This is a genomic window from Bradyrhizobium sp. USDA 4532, assembly GCF_024171315.1.
Classification (GTDB): domain Bacteria; phylum Pseudomonadota; class Alphaproteobacteria; order Rhizobiales; family Xanthobacteraceae; genus Bradyrhizobium; species Bradyrhizobium australafricanum.
This window is the reverse complement of record NZ_JALJZN010000001.1, coordinates 1,898,869-1,914,667: the sequence shown is the minus strand read 5'-3', so window position 1 is coordinate 1,914,667 and position 15,799 is coordinate 1,898,869. Positions and strand designations below refer to the sequence as shown.

Sequence of the window (15,799 nt, the reverse complement as noted above, 5' to 3'; positions counted from 1 at the left end):
CCGCGGGGATGGATCAGGCATCGCGCAACAACTCCGCCGCCAGCGCCCGCGTGACCGGACGGCCGAGCCGGAGTGCCTCGGTATCCAGGAGCTCGACCGCCTGCCGGACGGCAACGTAGGAACGCTCGATCCGGTTGCTCAGATAGCTGACCAGCGGTTCGTCCACGCTCATCTGGCGGTCGGCGCAGAACTTGACGATCAGGCCGCGGAACAGCTGGTCGTCCGGCGGCAGCAGCGTCACGGTCGGCACCGCGCGGAGCCGCGACCGCAGGTCGCGCAATTCGGTCTCGAACGCCGAGGGCGGAATGCGCGCCGTGATCAGCACGTAGGCATCGTCCTGGCGCGCCAGATTTAAAAGATGAAACATCGCGCGCTCGTCGAAATCCGACGGTCTCAGATCCTCGACCACCAGCGCGCCGGTCGCAAGCGCGGTCGGCACCGTGTCGGCCGTCAGCGCATGCGCCGCGGTCGAGCGCGCGCCGGCGCTCTCGGCCCAGATCGCGGCGAGGTGGCTTTTGCCGGAGCCGCCAGGCCCGACCAGCAGCATGATTCGGTTCGGCCAGTCCGGCCAGCCGTCGATCAGCGCCAGCGCCGCCTCATTGGCAGGGCCCTCAAGGAAATCGTCGCGGGTCAGCTTCTCCTCGTGCGGCAGGGCCAAGGCCAATTGACGAGGTTGAACGCTACTGGCCACGCAGGTCTCCAAACCACTTTATCTAGCTATGCGTAAACGCGTTGCGTTTGTCGCGGGAAAACCGGCTTCCACTTTTCCGGATCCCGCCTACCGAGCTTCGATCGTGCTCATGTGCCGCACCCACTCCACGAGATAGAGGGACACCGAACCCAAAGTAAAGATCGTGACCAGGCCCATCAGGATCAGGTCGTAAGGGTGCGGCTGAAAGCCGAAGCCGAGCGAGGCCAGCACCAGCGCTGCGAACGCGACCTGCGCCACCGTGTTCAGCTTCGACACCATCAGCGGCTTCATCTCGACTGGCTTGTCGAACAACCATGACACAATCACGGCGGAGACGATCATGATGTCGCGTGACACTACGAGAATCACGATCCAGCGCGGCACCGCGCCCCAGATTCCGAGCGCGACATAGATCGACACCAGGAGCGCCTTGTCGGCGAGCGGATCGAGCAGGGCGCCGAGCTCGCTCGTCATGTTGAAGCGCTTGGCGAGGAAACCGTCGACCGCGTCCGAGACGCCGGCGATCACGAAGATCGCGAACGCAATCTCCATCTGGCTGGACACGATGGCCCAGACGATCACCGGCACCAGGATGATGCGGCCGAGGGTGATGATGTTCGGAATGCTCAACTTGGATCGCTTCCCGGCTAGAAGCCTGATTTTACTCGATATCCGGCTCTTTTGCGCAGCCGCCTTGTGTTATCTACATAGTATCGCGGCAGCAGCGCCGCGAGCCATTGCGCGGGGGCGGAATTCCTCGTAACCAGCCCCTGATCATCTGGAATTGGGCATGACCGAGCGCAAAAACGGGCTCACTTACGCGGATTCGGGTGTCGATATCGACGCCGGCAATCGACTGGTCGATCTGATCAAGCCGATGGTGCGGGCCACCGCGCGGCCTGGCGCGGACGCCGAGATCGGTGGTTTCGGCGGGCTGTTCGACCTCAAGGCCGCCGGCTTCAAGGATCCGGTCCTGGTGGCCGCGACCGATGGCGTCGGCACCAAGCTGAAGATCGCGATCGAGACCGGCATTCATGGCGGCATCGGCATCGATCTGGTCGCGATGTCGGTCAACGACCTCGTCGTGCAGGGCGCGGAACCGCTGTTCTTCCTCGACTATTTCGCCTGCGGCAAGCTGCACCCGGAGGCCACCGCGCAGATCGTCGCTGGTATCGCCGAGGGTTGCCGCGAATCCGGCTGCGCGCTGATCGGCGGCGAAACCGCCGAGATGCCCGGCCTCTACAAGGATGGCGATTACGACCTCGGCGGCTTTGCGGTCGGCGCGGCCGAGCGCGGCACGCTGCTGCCGACCGCGGATATCGCGGCGGGCGATGCCGTGATCGGGCTGGCTTCCTCCGGCGTGCACTCCAACGGCTATTCGCTGGTGCGCAAGATCGTCGAGCAGTCCGGCGTTGCCTATGACGCGCCGGCGCCGTTCGCGCCGGTCATGACGCTTGGCGCCGCGCTGCTGACGCCGACCAGGCTCTATGTGAAATCCTGCCTGCGCGCGATCCGCGACACCGGCGCGGTGAAGGGGCTCGCCCACATCACCGGCGGCGGCTTCACCGACAACATTCCGCGCGTGCTGCCGAAGCATCTCGGCGTCGGCATCGATCTGGCGCGGCTGCCGGTGCTGCCGGTGTTCAAATGGCTGGCCGAGCAGGGCGGCATCGCCGAGCTCGAGCTGCTGCGCACCTTCAACTGCGGCATCGGCATGATCGCGATCGTCAAGGCTGATGCGGTCGACGCCGTGACCGAGGCGTTCACCGCCGGCGGCGAGACCGTGACGCTGCTCGGCGAGGTGATCGAGGCCAAAGGCGAGCAACGCGTGGTCTATAACGGTCATCTCGATCTCTCGCGATGAAGCGCCGCGTCGCCATCCTGATCTCCGGCCGCGGCTCCAACATGGCCGCGCTGATCGAGGCTGCGAAGGCTGAGGATTTCCCGGCCGAGATCGTGGCTGTGATCTCGAACCGTGCCGATGCCGCCGGGCTCGAGAAGGCGGCCGCGAGCGGCATTGCGACCATCGTCATCGAGAGCAAGCCGTTCGGCAAGGACCGCGCCGGCTTCGAGGCCGTGCTGCAGCGGGCGCTCGACGACAGGCAGGTCGAGTTGATCTGCCTCGGCGGCTTCATGCGGCTGTTCACCGCCGAGTTCGCGCGGCACTGGTACGGGCGGATGCTCAACATCCATCCCTCGCTGCTGCCTTGCTTTCCGGGTCTCGATCCGCACGGCCAGGCGTTGCGTGCAGGGGTCAAGCTGTCCGGAGCGACGGTGCATTTCGTGATCCCGGAGACCGACGCCGGACCGATCGTGATGCAGGGCGCGGTCACGGTCGCTGACGACGACACGGCCGAGACGCTCGCCGCGCGCGTGATCACCATCGAGCATCGCATCTATCCGGAGGCGCTGCGGCTGCTGGCGAGCGGCCGGCTCAAGCTGGAAGGCGATCTCTGCAGGACCCTGGGCAGCGGCGCAACCGACCATACCCTGATCGCGCCGGCGCCTTAGCGCGCGGTTGCAGGAGACATCCCCCGGGGTGATGCGGCCGGGGGAGGCATCAGGATGAATTCCGCTGGCAGCGGCGTTCAGTGAACCTTGAGGTTCTCTGCCGACGCCTTGCCGCGGTTCTCCACCAGCTCGTACTCGACGGACTGGTTCTCGTTCAATGTGCTGAGGCCCGCGCGCTCGACCGCCGAGATGTGGACGAACACGTCCTTGTCGCCGACGGCTGGCTTGATGAACCCGTAACCTTTGGTCGGGTTGAACCATTTGACGGTACCCTTCGGCATCGTCTCTCTCCCAGTTTAGACATAAAAAAGACGCGGCCACGTTTTCCACGTGCCACGCCACAAGCGGACTTTGCGCTGTCTGTTCACTTCCCGGGTCGTCAGATCCAAAGTCTTCAAGTCCGAAGTTTCGCCTCTCGAGGCCCTGTACATCGAAGCCTTGGATATCAACGTCGCGAAACGCACAGTCGAACGGCCGCAAATCCGATTGTGAACGGATTGCAACACGAAAATTGCGCCTTAGCAAGCGCGGTGGTTTTGCGTGACGCAACCTCAGCCTGTGCCGGTCGAACTCCGGGGCAACACGTTCGGCCACTGGCCGACTGCCGGTGGAACCTGGCGGGCACCAGGCGGACGCGCTAACCCCGGTCCACCCGCACCACGCGGCCCTTGTCGATCGCCAGCGCAAGCTGGCCGTGCTTGAGCTTGAGCGCGGCCTCGCCGAACAGTTCGCGGCGCCAGCCGTGCAGGGCGCCGACCTCGGCCTGATCGCTGGCCGCGATCTGCTCGAGGTCGTCGACGGTGGCGATCACCTTGCTGGCGACGCCGTGGCGCTCCGAGGTCATGCGCAGCAGCACCTTCAACAGCTCGACGGTCGCCGCGCCGTTGGAATTGTTTCTCGGCTTCTCCAGCTTGGGCAGCATGGCCTGGTCGCGGGCGAGCCCGCGCTGCACGGCGGCAATGATGTCAGCGCCCCATTTCGAGCGCTCAAAGCCCTTCGGCAGCGAGCGCAGATTGCCGAGCTTCTCCAGCGAAGTCGGCGCATGGGTGGCGATATCGCCGACCGCATCGTCCTTGAGCACGCGCGAACGCGGCACGTCGCGGCTCTGCGCCTCCTGCTCGCGCCAGGCCGCGACCTCGATCAGCACCGCGAGCTCGCGCGGCTTGCGCACGCGGGTCTTGAGCCGCTCCCAGGCGCGCTCGGGATGGAAGTCGTAGGTCTTCGGCGAGGTCAGGACCTCCATCTCCTCGCTGACCCAGTCACTACGGTCGCGCTTCTTCAGATCGGCATCGAGGGCTGCGAACACTTCGCGCAGATGCGTCACGTCGGAGACGGCGTAGTGGAGCTGCTCGTCGGTCAGCGGCCGGCGCGACCAGTCGGTGAAGCGATGGGTCTTGTCGGGGCGGTGGCCGGTGACGCGGTCGACGAGCTGGTCGTAGGCGATGCTGTCGCCATAGCCGAGCACCATGGCGGCGACCTGGGTGTCGAAGATCGGATGCGGGATCGTGCCGGACAGGTGCCAGACGATTTCGATGTCCTGCCGCGCGGCGTGGAATACCTTGAGCACGGCCTCGTTCGACATCAGGTCGAAGAACGGCTTGAGGTCGATGCTGGGTGCCAGCGCGTCGACCACGACGGCTTCGTCCGCGCTCGCCATCTGCACGACGCAGAGCAGCGGATAGTAGGTCGTCTCCCGCAGGAACTCGGTGTCGACAGTGATGACCTTGTGTTTGGCGAGCCGGTCGCAGGCGGCGGCGAGGTCGGAGGTCGTGCTAATCAAATCCATGAAGTGTCCATAACGGCTTGACCACACGCGTTCTGCCGAAAGGGCAGCTATGTCAAGGGTCTTGCAGGGATTTTGGCCCTGCGCGGGGTGAGGGACGGGCCGTTTTTGAATTGATTGGGCGTGATTCGAGGGTGTTTTCGGCCCGGTCGTGCCGGCAGTTCGTCGGTCGTCCGCCATCTTCGGTGTCACCGCCCGGCTTGACCGGGCATGACGAACGGGGGCTGAGCGCCACAGGCGATAGCCCGCTGGCGCCGGGACACACGACCAAAATATCGAAAACAACCCCATGCAAAGGAGCCGACAGCTAGCGGTGTTCGACACGGCAACTTGACACGTCGGGCAAATCAGCGATATTTTTCCATTATTCCGAAGTCATGCGTCGCCACGCTTGGGGCTGTGACATTTGCGGACTTCTGCAACCGACCCGTCATGGTGACGAGGCGCACCGCGCCGTCATTGCGTCCCCACTTGCGGCTTTGATCGCCCGGCTCGACCGGTCGAATCCCAGAGACAGTTGTGCTCGAACCGAGAGACCGCGGCGTACTGGATCGCCCGCTTTCGCGGACGATGACAGTCGTAGTGGGGGCGCGCCGCTGCGGGAGCTTGCGCCGTCGGGATGGCGATTTGGGTCAACCGGAGTGCTGAGCTTTCTCGGGGCCGGCTTGCCTGGCCGATCATGGGTGCCGTATTCTGCCAAAGCAACCTGAAGTCGATGACCAACGAGGAGCCGCTATCGTGATCGCGACGCAGCCCGGGGCTGTCACCAGCGAGCTGTTTCAAATCGCCTCTGAAGTCCCGGAACAGCGCCGCGATGCAGTGCTCGATAGCATCAACAGCATCTTCGACACGAATTGGCTGACGGAGGAAAAGTTCTGGTCCCGCGAACACTCTCCGTTCAAGCCCGACCACGGCATTGTCCTGCTCCACCACGGCGGTGAATGCGTGGCTTACCTCATCATTCAGCGCCTCGCCGTTGCCAGCACGTCGGTGATCTATCTCTCGGGTACCGCCGTCAGAGACACGCATCGTGGTCGCGGCTCTTTCAAGCGGATGTTCGATGCCGCTATGACGGCGGAGTTCGGTCACCCGGCGGCGCCGGCTGACTTCTGCTTGTGCTGGCGGACGAGAAATCCCGTCATCTACGTGCTGGGTCGCGCGCAGTGCCGCAGCGTCGTGTCCGCTATCTCGGACGACACGCACGCGGATGATCTCGACGATCTCTGTCTCAAACTGGCTGCAACCCTGTACCCTCGTCAAACCGTCGAGAAGACGACGATGGTGATGCGGGGGGCCTATGGCCGGCTTCGCTATCGCGATGAGCCGACGACCCAAACCTCGCCGGATGTCGACCGATGGTTCGCGCAGACCATCCCCAACAGCGCTGACGCGGTGTTCTGTGCCGGATTGGCGAGCAATCGCTGGTCACGGCACCGGGCAGCGTTGCCAAGGACTGGATAGCCCCAGACGGGCAACTCGGTGGCAGGGGCTGCCTGTCATAGCGCGCAAAATCGAATGGCTCCGCGCGCAAATTCGTGAGTCACGCCGTCGTTCGCCGGGCGCCTTTGTCGCGCCGAGTACCGAACATGCCGGAGGTTGGATGATGGCGCCCGAGGGGGCGACTCTGGTTTCGCCTACAGCGCCATCGCAGTCGGCGAAGGGCCAAAATACCAGCGCGTGCGCTATCTCGAATATCCGAGTGACCGAGGGCAGAGTGCGTCTTCGATCGGTCTGCTCCTTGTTTTCGCACTTTGTGAACGCGTCCAGTCTGGGGTAAACAGGTCCCTTGGCATCGTCGAACGAGGCCCATTGTCGCCAATGGCCCGCAGTCGGACGGATCACAATGCCGGAGAAACAGCCAAGCGCCGATATGGAGGCTGCTCTCAAGCACTGGCTCGAAACCGTTGATCTCGGCCAGTATAGCGACCTCTTTGTCCTGCATCGCATCGGTTTGGACATCCTGCCCGATTTGACCGAGCAGGATCTGGTCGAACTTGGACTTCCGCTGGGAGACCGCAAGCGCTTGCAGCGCGCGGTTGCTTCCCTGACCCGTTCGGCAAAAGGTCCCGCCGGCGGTAGGAGCGTCGCGGAAAGCGCGGCGGTGAGCGCCGAGCGGCGCCAGCTGACCGTGATGTTCTGCGACATGGTCGGTTCGACCTCGCTGTCCGAGCAGTTCGATCCCGAAGACGTCCGCGACGTGATCGCGAGCTTCAGGGAAAAGTGCGTCAGCGTGGTCAAGCGGTACGAAGGCTTCGCGGCCCGCTACCTTGGGGACGGCATTCTGGTCTATTTTGGCTATCCGAATGCGCATGAGGATGACGCCGAGCGGTCGGTGCGTGCGGCGCTCGAAATTGTACGGAGCCTGTCGTCGGCGAGAGCGAGCGACGCCCGCGACGTTGCAAGTCATGGGCCCAGTGTGCGCATCGGGATTGCGACCGGCCTTGTTGTCGTCGGAGACCTGGTTGGACAGGACACCGAGGAGCACGATTCCGCAGTCGGCGAGACGCCAAATCTGGCTGCCCGTCTGCAGGCCTTGGCGCCTCCGGACGGCGTCGTGATTGCGTCTTCGACGCAATCCCTGCTGAGAGGAAAGTTCGACTACCAGGACTTCGGATTTCACGCGCTGAAGGGGATATCCGCGAAGGCCCAGGCCTGGCTCGTGGTTCGGCCCTGCCGCGCCGAGACGCGATTTGCCGCAGCCATGGGCTCCCGATTGACGCCGCTGGTCAACCGCACCGAAGAGGTGGCGTTGCTGCTCACGCGTTGGCAGCAAGCGAAAGCCCATGAGGGGCAGGTCGTGCTGCTGACGGGCGAGCCGGGAATTGGAAAATCCAGGATCGTTCAGGAATTGCGGGAGCGGATCGCGGGTGATCAGCACGGACAAGTTTCGTTCCAGTGCTCTCCCTATTACAGCAGCACCGCTTTTCACCCCTTCATCGAGCATCTCAAATTCTCGCTCGGCCTTGACGGCGAGAACGCGTCTGCGCTTTGGCTGACAAAGCTTGAAGCTGGTGTCGCCGCCTCGAACGGCGAGGCGAACACAGTGGTGCCGATCCTTGCGGCGTTGCTTTCAATTCCCACCGGGGACCGCTACGCGGCCCTGGATCTCTCGCCGCAACAGCTGAAGGATGCGACGATCGCCACGCTCGTCAACCATCTGCTCGCGCAAGCGCGCGAGCAGACGCTCCTGATCGATTTTGAGGACGCACATTGGATCGATCCCACCTCGCGGGCCGTGCTCGATCTGCTGGTGGAGAACGTTCGCACCACGTCGATCCTTGTCGTGATCACCTGTCGTCCGGAGTTTCAGCCGGGCTGGAAGGATCACGCGCACACCATCAGTGCGAACCTCAAGCGTCTCGGCCGACAGGTCCGCACGATATTGGTCGAACGTGTGGCTGGAGAAAAGGAGCTTCCCCGAGAGGTGATTGAGGACATCATTGTCAAAACCGATGGCGTGCCGCTCTTCCTTGAAGAGCTGACCAAGGCCGTTCTCGAATCCGACGTCTTGACTGAGCAACATGGACGTTACGTCTTGTCCGGTCCGTGGCATCAGCTCGCTATTCCCGCGACATTGAACGATTCCCTGATGGCCCGCCTCGACCGGATGGGATCGTTCAAGAAAATCGCGCAGATCGGCGCTACCATCGGCCGCGAGTTTTCTTATGAGATCCTTCGCGAGGTTGCCGAAGCGCCGGCGGACCAGATCGAAGCCGCCCTGAACCATCTGGAGGCAGCCGGATTAATCGTCCGCTTCGGCTTTCTGCCGGAGGCGCTGTACTCGTTCAAGCACGTGATGATCCAGAATGCGGCGCATGAAAGCTTGTTGCACAGGGAAAGACGGACGCTGCATGCCAAGATCGGACGCGTGCTGGCCGAAAAATATCCGGAAAAGATCGAGCGCGAACCGGAGCTTCTCGCCTACCACCTGACCGAGTCTGGACAAAGCGAGCCGGCCGCGGGTTTCTGGCTCAAGGCCGGAAAGCAGGCCGCGATGAAGGGTGCGACTCTGGAGGCGATCGGTCATTTGCGTCGTGGGCTCGGGGTTCTGCAAGCCTCACCCGGCATGCAGGGCCGAAACGAGTCCGAGCTTGAGCTTCGCATCGCCCTGGGCACTGCCCTGATCGCGGCAAAGGGATACGCCGTGCAGGAAGTCGAGGAGAACTATGTTCGCGCGCTCGAACTCGGCCGGAATCTTGGCAACATGGCGAAGGTCTTTGCGGCGACGCGCGGACTTTGGGTGTGCCACTTCATCCGCGGCGATCTCGCACGGGCGCATGAGCTGAGCGCGGAGCTCCTGCAGTTCGCAAGGCGCGAGGCGTCGAACCAAAGTTCGTCCGCGACGCAACAGACGGGATATCTGATCGAGGCGCATCGGGCCATCGCGATGACGATGCTGTACCGCGGGCGGTTTGTCGCCGCCGAACATCACCTTCATCGCTTCAGGAATCTGTACAGTCCTGATCTACATGGCGCCCTGACGGCAACGCATGGCATCCATCCTGGCATCGTCTCGCTCTCGTATCTCGGGTACGTGTCGTGGTTTCTGGGCCGTCCTGACGCGGCGCGCCGATATAGCCAGCAGGCTATTTCGGAAGCGGAAGACCTTCGCCACCCCTTCACGCTGTCATTTGCGCTGACATTCGGCGCTTACGTTTGCCAGCATCTCCGCGATGTCGAAGGGACCCACGACTACACCAACAGGGCACTGGCTCTCTCATCGGAACACGGCTTCCTGCATTGGAAGCATCAGACAACCATCCTGCGAGGATGGGCGATGACCGAGCTCGGGAATGTCGATGAGGGATTGAACCAGATGCGAATGGCTATCGACGGTTACGAGGGCATGAGCGCCCGGCTAGCCAGTTGCTGGTTCAGAAGCCTGCTCGCGAAGGCTTATGCAAGTGCCGGCTTGCCGGATGCAGCCTTGCACGAACTCGACAGCGCACTGGCGATCGGGAGAAGAACGGGAGAGCATTTTTACGAAGCCGAGATCTATCGTCTGCAAGGTGAGATGACGCTCAATGATTCGAGATCATCGTCCGTTGAATCCGCCGAGCGAATGTTCCTCGCCTCGATCGAGCTGGCGCGCGGGCAAAGCGCGCGGTCCTTTGAATTACGGTCAGCTGTCAGCCTGGCGCGCGTTTGGCTACATTCCGGCAAACAAGCGCGAGCGGCCGAGCTGCTGCTACCCGTTGTCCGATCGTTCACGGAAGGTCTAGGTACGCCTGACGTCAAGGAAGCGCTCGAGCTGGCGAATGAACTGACAATGGAAATGCCCGGAGATCATGAATGGAGCGGGCGGGTCTAAGATACAGAGGCGCCCCGGGCGCCGTCCGCCCGCTTGCGCTTGACTGTCGTCTCCACGCATCGCAGATGAATGATGGTGTTCGCGGCGGCGGCAACGTTGGGTGGATGCTGTTTCGGCGATGTGCGCCGAACTGATCAGCGGTTGGCGATGCTGCTGGCCTCGATTGGCGAGGCAACGTCGTCCCGATCGATCCGGGCTTCGTTCGCGCGAACGCGTGACGGCCATCCGTGCCGCGAGGCCAGCGTCGTCAGCCTGTCCCTGACGAGATAATGCGCGGGGCCTTCGAGGAAGCGCCAGACGAGCCATGCCAGCACCACCATGCCCGTCACGACCAGCGCGGTCGACAGCGCGTCCGGCGTTGGTGTGATCAAGAGCAGGATGACGTAGCCGAGCTGCAGATGCAGCAGATAGAGCGGATAGGTGATGCCGCCGACGGCCCTGACGAGGCCTGCAGGCAGGGCTACCGACTTGATGCGAGTGGCGGCGAACACGATGCCGAGCGAGACGATGCAGATCACCGTCACGACGCGGGGATCGAAGCTGCCATGGGTGTGGACGCCGAGCCGCTCCAGCTTGTGCACGGCCTGGAACGTCGCCGTGCCGATCGCCAGCGTCAGCAGGCTGTAGAGCCTGGTGTCGCGCCGTCCGCGGTAATGCTCATAGATCAGGAGCCCGACGGCGAAGAAGCCGCTGTCGTCGGCCATGAACAGCTTCTCGAACAGCGGAACGTCGAGGGTCAGCTCGTTGGCGAAGGTGATTGCGATCCACGCCACGATGATCGTGTCGATGCGCCGCGGAAAGATGCCCCAGGTCAGGAACAGCGCGATCCAGACGTAGAACACGACCTCGATCACCAGCGACCAGTAGGCGTCGTCCATGTAGGGCTGACCGAGCATCGGGGCCGCGATGAACAGGTTTGTCAGCCATTGCCCCCACGTCACGTGGAAGTACGCGTGGCCCAACAGCAGCGTCGCGAGGAAGGTCAGCGTCATGCAGATGACGAAGGTCGGATAGATCCGGCTGAAGCGGGCGATCGCGAAACCGACCGGCGTGCGGCCTTCGGCGGAATAGGCGATGACGAAGCCAGAGATCGCGAAGAACACGGGGACGCCGAGGAAGCCGTATTGCGCGACCGGGGCGAGGTACGGCATCGCCACCTTTTGCACGCCGTTCGATGCCACCCCCCAGAAGCCGTAATGGTACAGGATCACGGCCCCGACCGCGGCGAGCCGCAGCAGGTCCAGCACGGGAACTCGGGTCGGATCCGGTTGTTTAGAAACGCTCGGCATATATCCGCTATCGTGGCGGCGAGGCATGAAGGCGTTCTTAATCCACCCGGCGAAACGACCGCGCGGTCGTTCACGATTGCAGGAGCCCCGTGGCGATGCCGCCGGCCGCGCTGAGCACGACCACCACGAGCGGCGGCGCGCGCCATGCCGTGAGCAGGACGAAGCCGGCCAGCGCGATGCCGAAATCGAGCGGACGGTGCACGCTGCTGGTCCACACCGGATTGTAGAGCGCGGCCCCCAGAAGGCCGACGACGGCGGCGTTGACGCCGCGCATCATCGCCTGCGCCGCCGGCCGTTTGCGAAAGCTATCCCAGAACGGCAGCGCCGCGAGCAGCACGAGAAGTCCCGGCAGGAAGACGCCGACGAGGCCGACGATCGCGGCCGGCAGGCCGCCGATCACGGCGCCGAGATAGGCGGCAAAGGTGAATAGCGGGCCCGGCACCGCCTGCGCGGCGCCGTAGCCGGTCAGGAACGCATCGTCGCCGATCCAGCCCGGCGTCACCACGGCTTCGCGCAGCAGCGGCAACACGACGTGGCCGCCGCCGAACACCAATGCGCCCGAGCGGTAGAAGGCCTCGAACAGGCCGAGGCCGGGCCATGTCCGCGACAGCAGCGGCAGTCCGACCAACAGCGCGACAAACAGGATCAGCGCTGCGACGCCAACGCGGCGCGATACCGGCATCGCGATATGGGTGACCCCGTTGGCCTGTTGCGCCTGGCAGAACCAAAGCCCGGCGACAGCGCCGAGAATGATCGCGCCGATCTGCGCGATCGACGACGAACTGGCGAGGATGACGAGTGCTGCGACCGTCGCGATCGAGGCGCGTTCGCGATCGGGGCAAAGCGAGCGCGCCATGCCCCAGACGGCCTGGGCGACGATCGCCACCGCAACCAGCTTGAGGCCATGCACCAGGCCGCTACCCGCAGGGCCGCTCAATCCGCTGGCGCCGAAGGCAAACAGCACGAGCGCGATCGCCGAGGGCAGCGTGAATCCGGTCCAGGCGGCCAGCGCCCCCAGGTACCCGGCGCGCATCAGGCCGAGCGAAAAGCCGACCTGGCTGCTCGCAGGGCCCGGCAGGAATTGGCAGAGCGCGACCAGATCCGCATAGGCCTGTTCGTCAAGCCAGCGCCTGCGGGTGACGAACTCGTCGCGGAAATAGCCGATATGGGCGATCGGGCCGCCGAAGCAGCTGGCGCCGAGCTTGAAGAAGATGAGCAGCACCTCCAGCGGCGAGTGCGTCGAGCTCGCGGTGGCGGGCGGTGTGCCGGGCTGCGGGACGTCGGTGTTGTTCAAGCGTCGTCAATTCCCGCAACTTGTGTCCAGGTCAGGACTTGTCAGCGCGAGTATATCGCCATTCGATGACGTTTGAGCGCCTTATTTCTCGCGGCTCTCACTCGTAGCGGATGTTCTTCGACGGCCGGCGCGCGGCGGGCATCGCCAGCACGACGAGACAGAGCGCGATCATCGCCAATCCCATAAATTCGAATGCAAATGCGTCCACGGGCCATTCTCCCCATCAGAAACAGTTAGACTTGTTGGGGGAGCGTTGACGCGCTGTTAAGCCTTATGGTTACCGCTGCCGGCCTCGGCGCATGGTGGAGAGTGAGTTAACGCTCACATCGCGAAGCTAGGCGGCTACGCTGAGCGGTCCGGTGCGCAGCTTCAGATCCACCGGCGTCGGGTTGCGCAGGATGTCCAGCACGGGGCAATGACGGTCGACGGTTTCCTTCAGCCGGGCGATGTCGGCCGCGGAGGCCGGGCTGTCGATGGCGACCTCGGCCTCGATCTGCTGGAAACCGGCTCGCACGTCTGGATCGACGCTGAAGAAGCCGCGCAGATCGATGGCGCCCGACAGCTTGACGGACACGCCGTTGAGGGGAATGCCGAGCGCGTCGGCATAGAGCCGATAGGTGATCTCCTGGCACGAGCCGAGCGCGGCGAGAATGTACTCGACCGGGTTCGGTGCGGTGTCCTCGCCGCCCAGCGCCGGTGGCTCGTCGACGCTGACGTTGAATTGCCGCACGGCAACGCGGCTATTGACGCCGTCGCCGAGTTGCGAAGTCGCCTGGAACACGGCCTGCGCCTGCGCCGGTTCGGCGCCGAGCGCCTGTTGGGTGTCTGCGAAAACCTGCTTGAACCTGAAGCTCATCGTTCGTCTTCCCCATGGCATCAATCACGAGAGGCTGATCGAACGGCCCATGCAGTGCAATAGTCGCGAGATAAAAACGACAGCAGCTCCGCGAAGCGCGAAATTTGCAGCAGCATTTTTCCCGCGCGCGTCGATGCGTAGGATGAGTAGAGCCAACGGGGCCGCGCAAGGCGCGGCCCGTTGATAGAACTCCGCGAAACCCATAGTGGTGCCGCTCACGAGATGAGCTCGAGATGAGCTGATGGGTTTCGCTGCGCTCTACCCATCCTACGGGCCACCCATCCTGCCGTGTCACGCGGCGAGGGCGTCCTGGTTGATCTCGCCCTTGGCGAGCGCCGTCAGCAGCGTGTCGACGTGCCGCTCTTCTTCGAGACTGTCGTGCAGCAGCCGCTGGTCGTCGCGCAGATTGAGCTGACCGGCGAGGGCGGCCGCGCTGCCATAGGCGGCGATCTCGTAATGCGCGAGCTTCTGCGCCGACGCGACGAGGCCGGCATCGCGCAGATTGTCGTCGGGCAGCAGCGAAACCATCTTGGCGGTCTCGTGGATCAGCGCCTGCATGGCCTGGTCGGTGTGCTCAAGCGGATCGGCGCCGTGCATGCGCAGCAGCGACTTCAACCGCTCGCCCTGCACGATGGTCTCGCGGTGATGGCGGCTGAACGCATCCTTGAGCGACGGATGCGAGGCGATCTCCGCCATCCGCGCCAGCGCCACGGCGAGTTGCTCCTCGACGCTTGCGAGTTCCTGAAGCTCGGCGACATACATGTCCTTGAAGCTGGTGATCCTCATCGTGAAACCCTTTTTTGTTTCGGCGTTCAGGTTGTTTCGGCGTTCAGGCGGTGTGGCCGCCGGAACCGGAATCGACCGGCGTCTTCTTGGCACGTTGTGGCGTCATCTTCGCCGGGTCCGGTTGCCCGGGCACGCCGCGCGGCCCGAGTTGCCGGCGCTGCAGATCGTCCTCGGAGAAGGGCGGCTCGACGCCGTTCGGGTTGCTGCGCTCGATCGCGGTTTTCAGGTCGTCATCGCGCTGGTTCATACTGGCGCTCCATCAACAGGCGGCACGGAACCTGGATCGGACGAGGCCGCATGTTCCGCGCTGACCGGCCAACGATGCGCGCGCGAAATCGTTGCAAACAAATCGGGGGCGCGGCGCTACGCCACGAGCTTCGGCAGCGCGGCCGCGAGCGCATCCACCGCAAAGCGGATCTTGAGTGGCAGTCGCGGCGTCGGCAGCCACAGCGCGTGGCAATCGTAGGGAAATTCCCCGCTGTCGCCGAGAACGCGGACCAGCGCGCCGGTGTCGAGGCGTTCGCGCACCAGCCAGGAGGGCAGCCACGCCAGCCCCATGCCGCGCGCTGCGGCATCTGCGATGGCTTCGAGGTCGTCGAGCCTGAGCCGCCCGGCCGGCCAGACCTCGTGCGGCGCAAGACCGTCGCGCGGGAACAGCCAGGGGCGAACGCGGCCCGAGCGGCGGTAGACGATCGCCTGGTGCCGGCCGAGTTCGTCGAGCGTGCGCGGCCTGCCATGGGCCTTCAGATAGGCGCGCGAGCCGCACACCACCATGCGCTGGCGCGCGATGCGCCGCGCGATCACGCCGGATTGCTCGTTGAGCTCGCCGGTCCTGATCGCAAGGTCGTGACCGCCCTCCATCAGATCGGCGATCGGATCGCCGAACGAAAGATCGAGCTCGAGCGCGGGATATTTCTGCGCGAGCTTCAGCAGCGTGGGGACGATGCAGTAGCGGCCGAGCAGCGCCGGCATCGTCACCCGCAGCCGCCCGCGCGGCTGCGACGATTGATCGGAGGCGAGCGCGTCGGCCGCCTCGGCCTCGCCGAGCACGATGCGGCAGCGCTCGTAATAGGCTTGCCCTGAATCGGTCAGGCTCTGCCGCCGCGTGGTGCGATGGAGCAGGCGGACGCCGAGCCGTTGTTCGAGGAAGCGCACATGCTTGCCGACCATTGGGGCCGACATCTCGAGCGCATCGGCGGCGGCCGCGAACGAGCCGAGATCGACCGCCCTGACGAAGACGGCCATGCTGGTGAGGCGATCCAATTCAAAACTCCTGGT

The 15,799-nt window shown here is 64.3% G+C and carries 14 protein-coding genes; 4 read left to right on the top strand and 10 right to left on the bottom strand.

The genetic code is table 11. The features are described from left to right. Window positions 1-13 precede the first annotated feature (13 nt). Entirely contained in the window at window positions 14-691 is a 678-nt protein-coding gene (locus tag J2R76_RS09290; protein WP_076832205.1) for a DnaA ATPase domain-containing protein, read from the bottom strand. A gap of 87 nt (window positions 692-778) precedes the next feature. Next, window positions 779-1,321 (bottom strand): CDP-alcohol phosphatidyltransferase family protein, encoded by a 543-nt coding sequence (locus J2R76_RS09285; RefSeq protein ID WP_028332358.1) that lies wholly within the window; start codon window positions 1,319-1,321, stop codon window positions 779-781. Between the two features lie 160 nt (window positions 1,322-1,481). Between J2R76_RS09285 and purM the strand changes: the two genes are divergently transcribed. Continuing rightward, a complete protein-coding gene (gene purM / locus J2R76_RS09280; RefSeq protein ID WP_057019893.1) occupies window positions 1,482-2,555 on the top strand; it encodes a phosphoribosylformylglycinamidine cyclo-ligase in 1,074 nt (357 codons plus the stop codon). Beyond that, complete coding sequence (gene purN, locus J2R76_RS09275) at window positions 2,552-3,202, top strand: phosphoribosylglycinamide formyltransferase (protein WP_057019894.1); 651 nt, start codon at window positions 2,552-2,554, stop codon at window positions 3,200-3,202. The genes purM and purN overlap by 4 nt, the downstream gene beginning before the upstream one ends. 77 nt (window positions 3,203-3,279) lie before the next feature. Here the strand turns inward: purN and J2R76_RS09270 are convergent, their stop codons facing one another. Then, window positions 3,280-3,483, bottom strand: coding sequence for a cold-shock protein (locus tag J2R76_RS09270; RefSeq protein ID WP_016847412.1), 204 nt, complete (start codon window positions 3,481-3,483; stop codon window positions 3,280-3,282). Window positions 3,484-3,839: 356 nt separating this feature from the next. Next, on the bottom strand, window positions 3,840-4,988 hold the full coding sequence (gene rnd / locus J2R76_RS09265; RefSeq protein WP_076831994.1) for a ribonuclease D: 1,149 nt from the start codon (window positions 4,986-4,988) through the stop codon (window positions 3,840-3,842). A gap of 735 nt (window positions 4,989-5,723) precedes the next feature. On the opposite strand from rnd, the gene J2R76_RS09260 reads away from it, so the two are divergent. Together J2R76_RS09260 and J2R76_RS09255 are read left to right on the top strand one after the other, a co-directional pair. Next, the gene (locus tag J2R76_RS09260) at window positions 5,724-6,446 is read left to right on the top strand and encodes a hypothetical protein (protein ID WP_076831997.1); all 723 of its coding nucleotides are present in this window, start codon (window positions 5,724-5,726) and stop codon (window positions 6,444-6,446) included. Between the two features lie 382 nt (window positions 6,447-6,828). After that, entirely contained in the window at window positions 6,829-10,296 is a 3,468-nt protein-coding gene (locus J2R76_RS09255; protein ID WP_076832000.1) for an AAA family ATPase, read from the top strand. Window positions 10,297-10,430: 134 nt separating this feature from the next. Here the strand turns inward: J2R76_RS09255 and J2R76_RS09250 are convergent, their stop codons facing one another. The 6 genes from J2R76_RS09250 to J2R76_RS09225 form a co-directional block, all read right to left on the bottom strand. Then, window positions 10,431-11,543: an acyltransferase gene (locus J2R76_RS09250; protein WP_076832002.1), complete on the bottom strand. Its 1,113-nt coding sequence runs from the start codon at window positions 11,541-11,543 to the stop codon at window positions 10,431-10,433. Window positions 11,544-11,655: 112 nt separating this feature from the next. After that, on the bottom strand, window positions 11,656-12,879 hold the full coding sequence (gene chrA, locus J2R76_RS09245) for a chromate efflux transporter (protein ID WP_206601533.1): 1,224 nt from the start codon (window positions 12,877-12,879) through the stop codon (window positions 11,656-11,658). Window positions 12,880-13,213: 334 nt separating this feature from the next. Beyond that, the gene (locus J2R76_RS09240) at window positions 13,214-13,735 is read right to left on the bottom strand and encodes an OsmC family protein (RefSeq protein ID WP_076832005.1); all 522 of its coding nucleotides are present in this window, start codon (window positions 13,733-13,735) and stop codon (window positions 13,214-13,216) included. A 291-nt stretch (window positions 13,736-14,026) separates the two neighbouring features. After that, window positions 14,027-14,521: a ferritin-like domain-containing protein gene (locus J2R76_RS09235; RefSeq protein ID WP_076832008.1), complete on the bottom strand. Its 495-nt coding sequence runs from the start codon at window positions 14,519-14,521 to the stop codon at window positions 14,027-14,029. 43 nt (window positions 14,522-14,564) lie between these two features. Then, the gene (locus J2R76_RS09230) at window positions 14,565-14,768 is read right to left on the bottom strand and encodes a hypothetical protein (RefSeq protein ID WP_076832011.1); all 204 of its coding nucleotides are present in this window, start codon (window positions 14,766-14,768) and stop codon (window positions 14,565-14,567) included. 116 nt (window positions 14,769-14,884) lie between these two features. Beyond that, the gene (locus J2R76_RS09225; protein WP_076832014.1) at window positions 14,885-15,784 is read right to left on the bottom strand and encodes a LysR family transcriptional regulator; all 900 of its coding nucleotides are present in this window, start codon (window positions 15,782-15,784) and stop codon (window positions 14,885-14,887) included. Between the last annotated feature and the right edge of the window lie 15 nt (window positions 15,785-15,799).

What these genes read in the sequence shown, in the direction of transcription:
- purM (WP_057019893.1), top strand. Translation starts at nt 1,482, where the DNA reads ATGACCGAGCGCAAAAACGGGCTCACTTACGCGGATTCGGGTGTCGAT.
- purN (WP_057019894.1), top strand. Translation starts at nt 2,552, where the DNA reads ATGAAGCGCCGCGTCGCCATCCTGATCTCCGGCCGCGGCTCCAACATG.
- J2R76_RS09270 (WP_016847412.1), bottom strand. Translation starts at nt 3,483, where the DNA reads ATGCCGAAGGGTACCGTCAAATGGTTCAACCCGACCAAAGGTTACGGG.
- rnd (WP_076831994.1), bottom strand. Translation starts at nt 4,988, where the DNA reads ATGGATTTGATTAGCACGACCTCCGACCTCGCCGCCGCCTGCGACCGG.
- J2R76_RS09255 (WP_076832000.1), top strand. Translation starts at nt 6,829, where the DNA reads ATGCCGGAGAAACAGCCAAGCGCCGATATGGAGGCTGCTCTCAAGCAC.
- J2R76_RS09240 (WP_076832005.1), bottom strand. Translation starts at nt 13,735, where the DNA reads ATGAGCTTCAGGTTCAAGCAGGTTTTCGCAGACACCCAACAGGCGCTC.
- J2R76_RS09235 (WP_076832008.1), bottom strand. Translation starts at nt 14,521, where the DNA reads ATGAGGATCACCAGCTTCAAGGACATGTATGTCGCCGAGCTTCAGGAA.
- J2R76_RS09230 (WP_076832011.1), bottom strand. Translation starts at nt 14,768, where the DNA reads ATGAACCAGCGCGATGACGACCTGAAAACCGCGATCGAGCGCAGCAAC.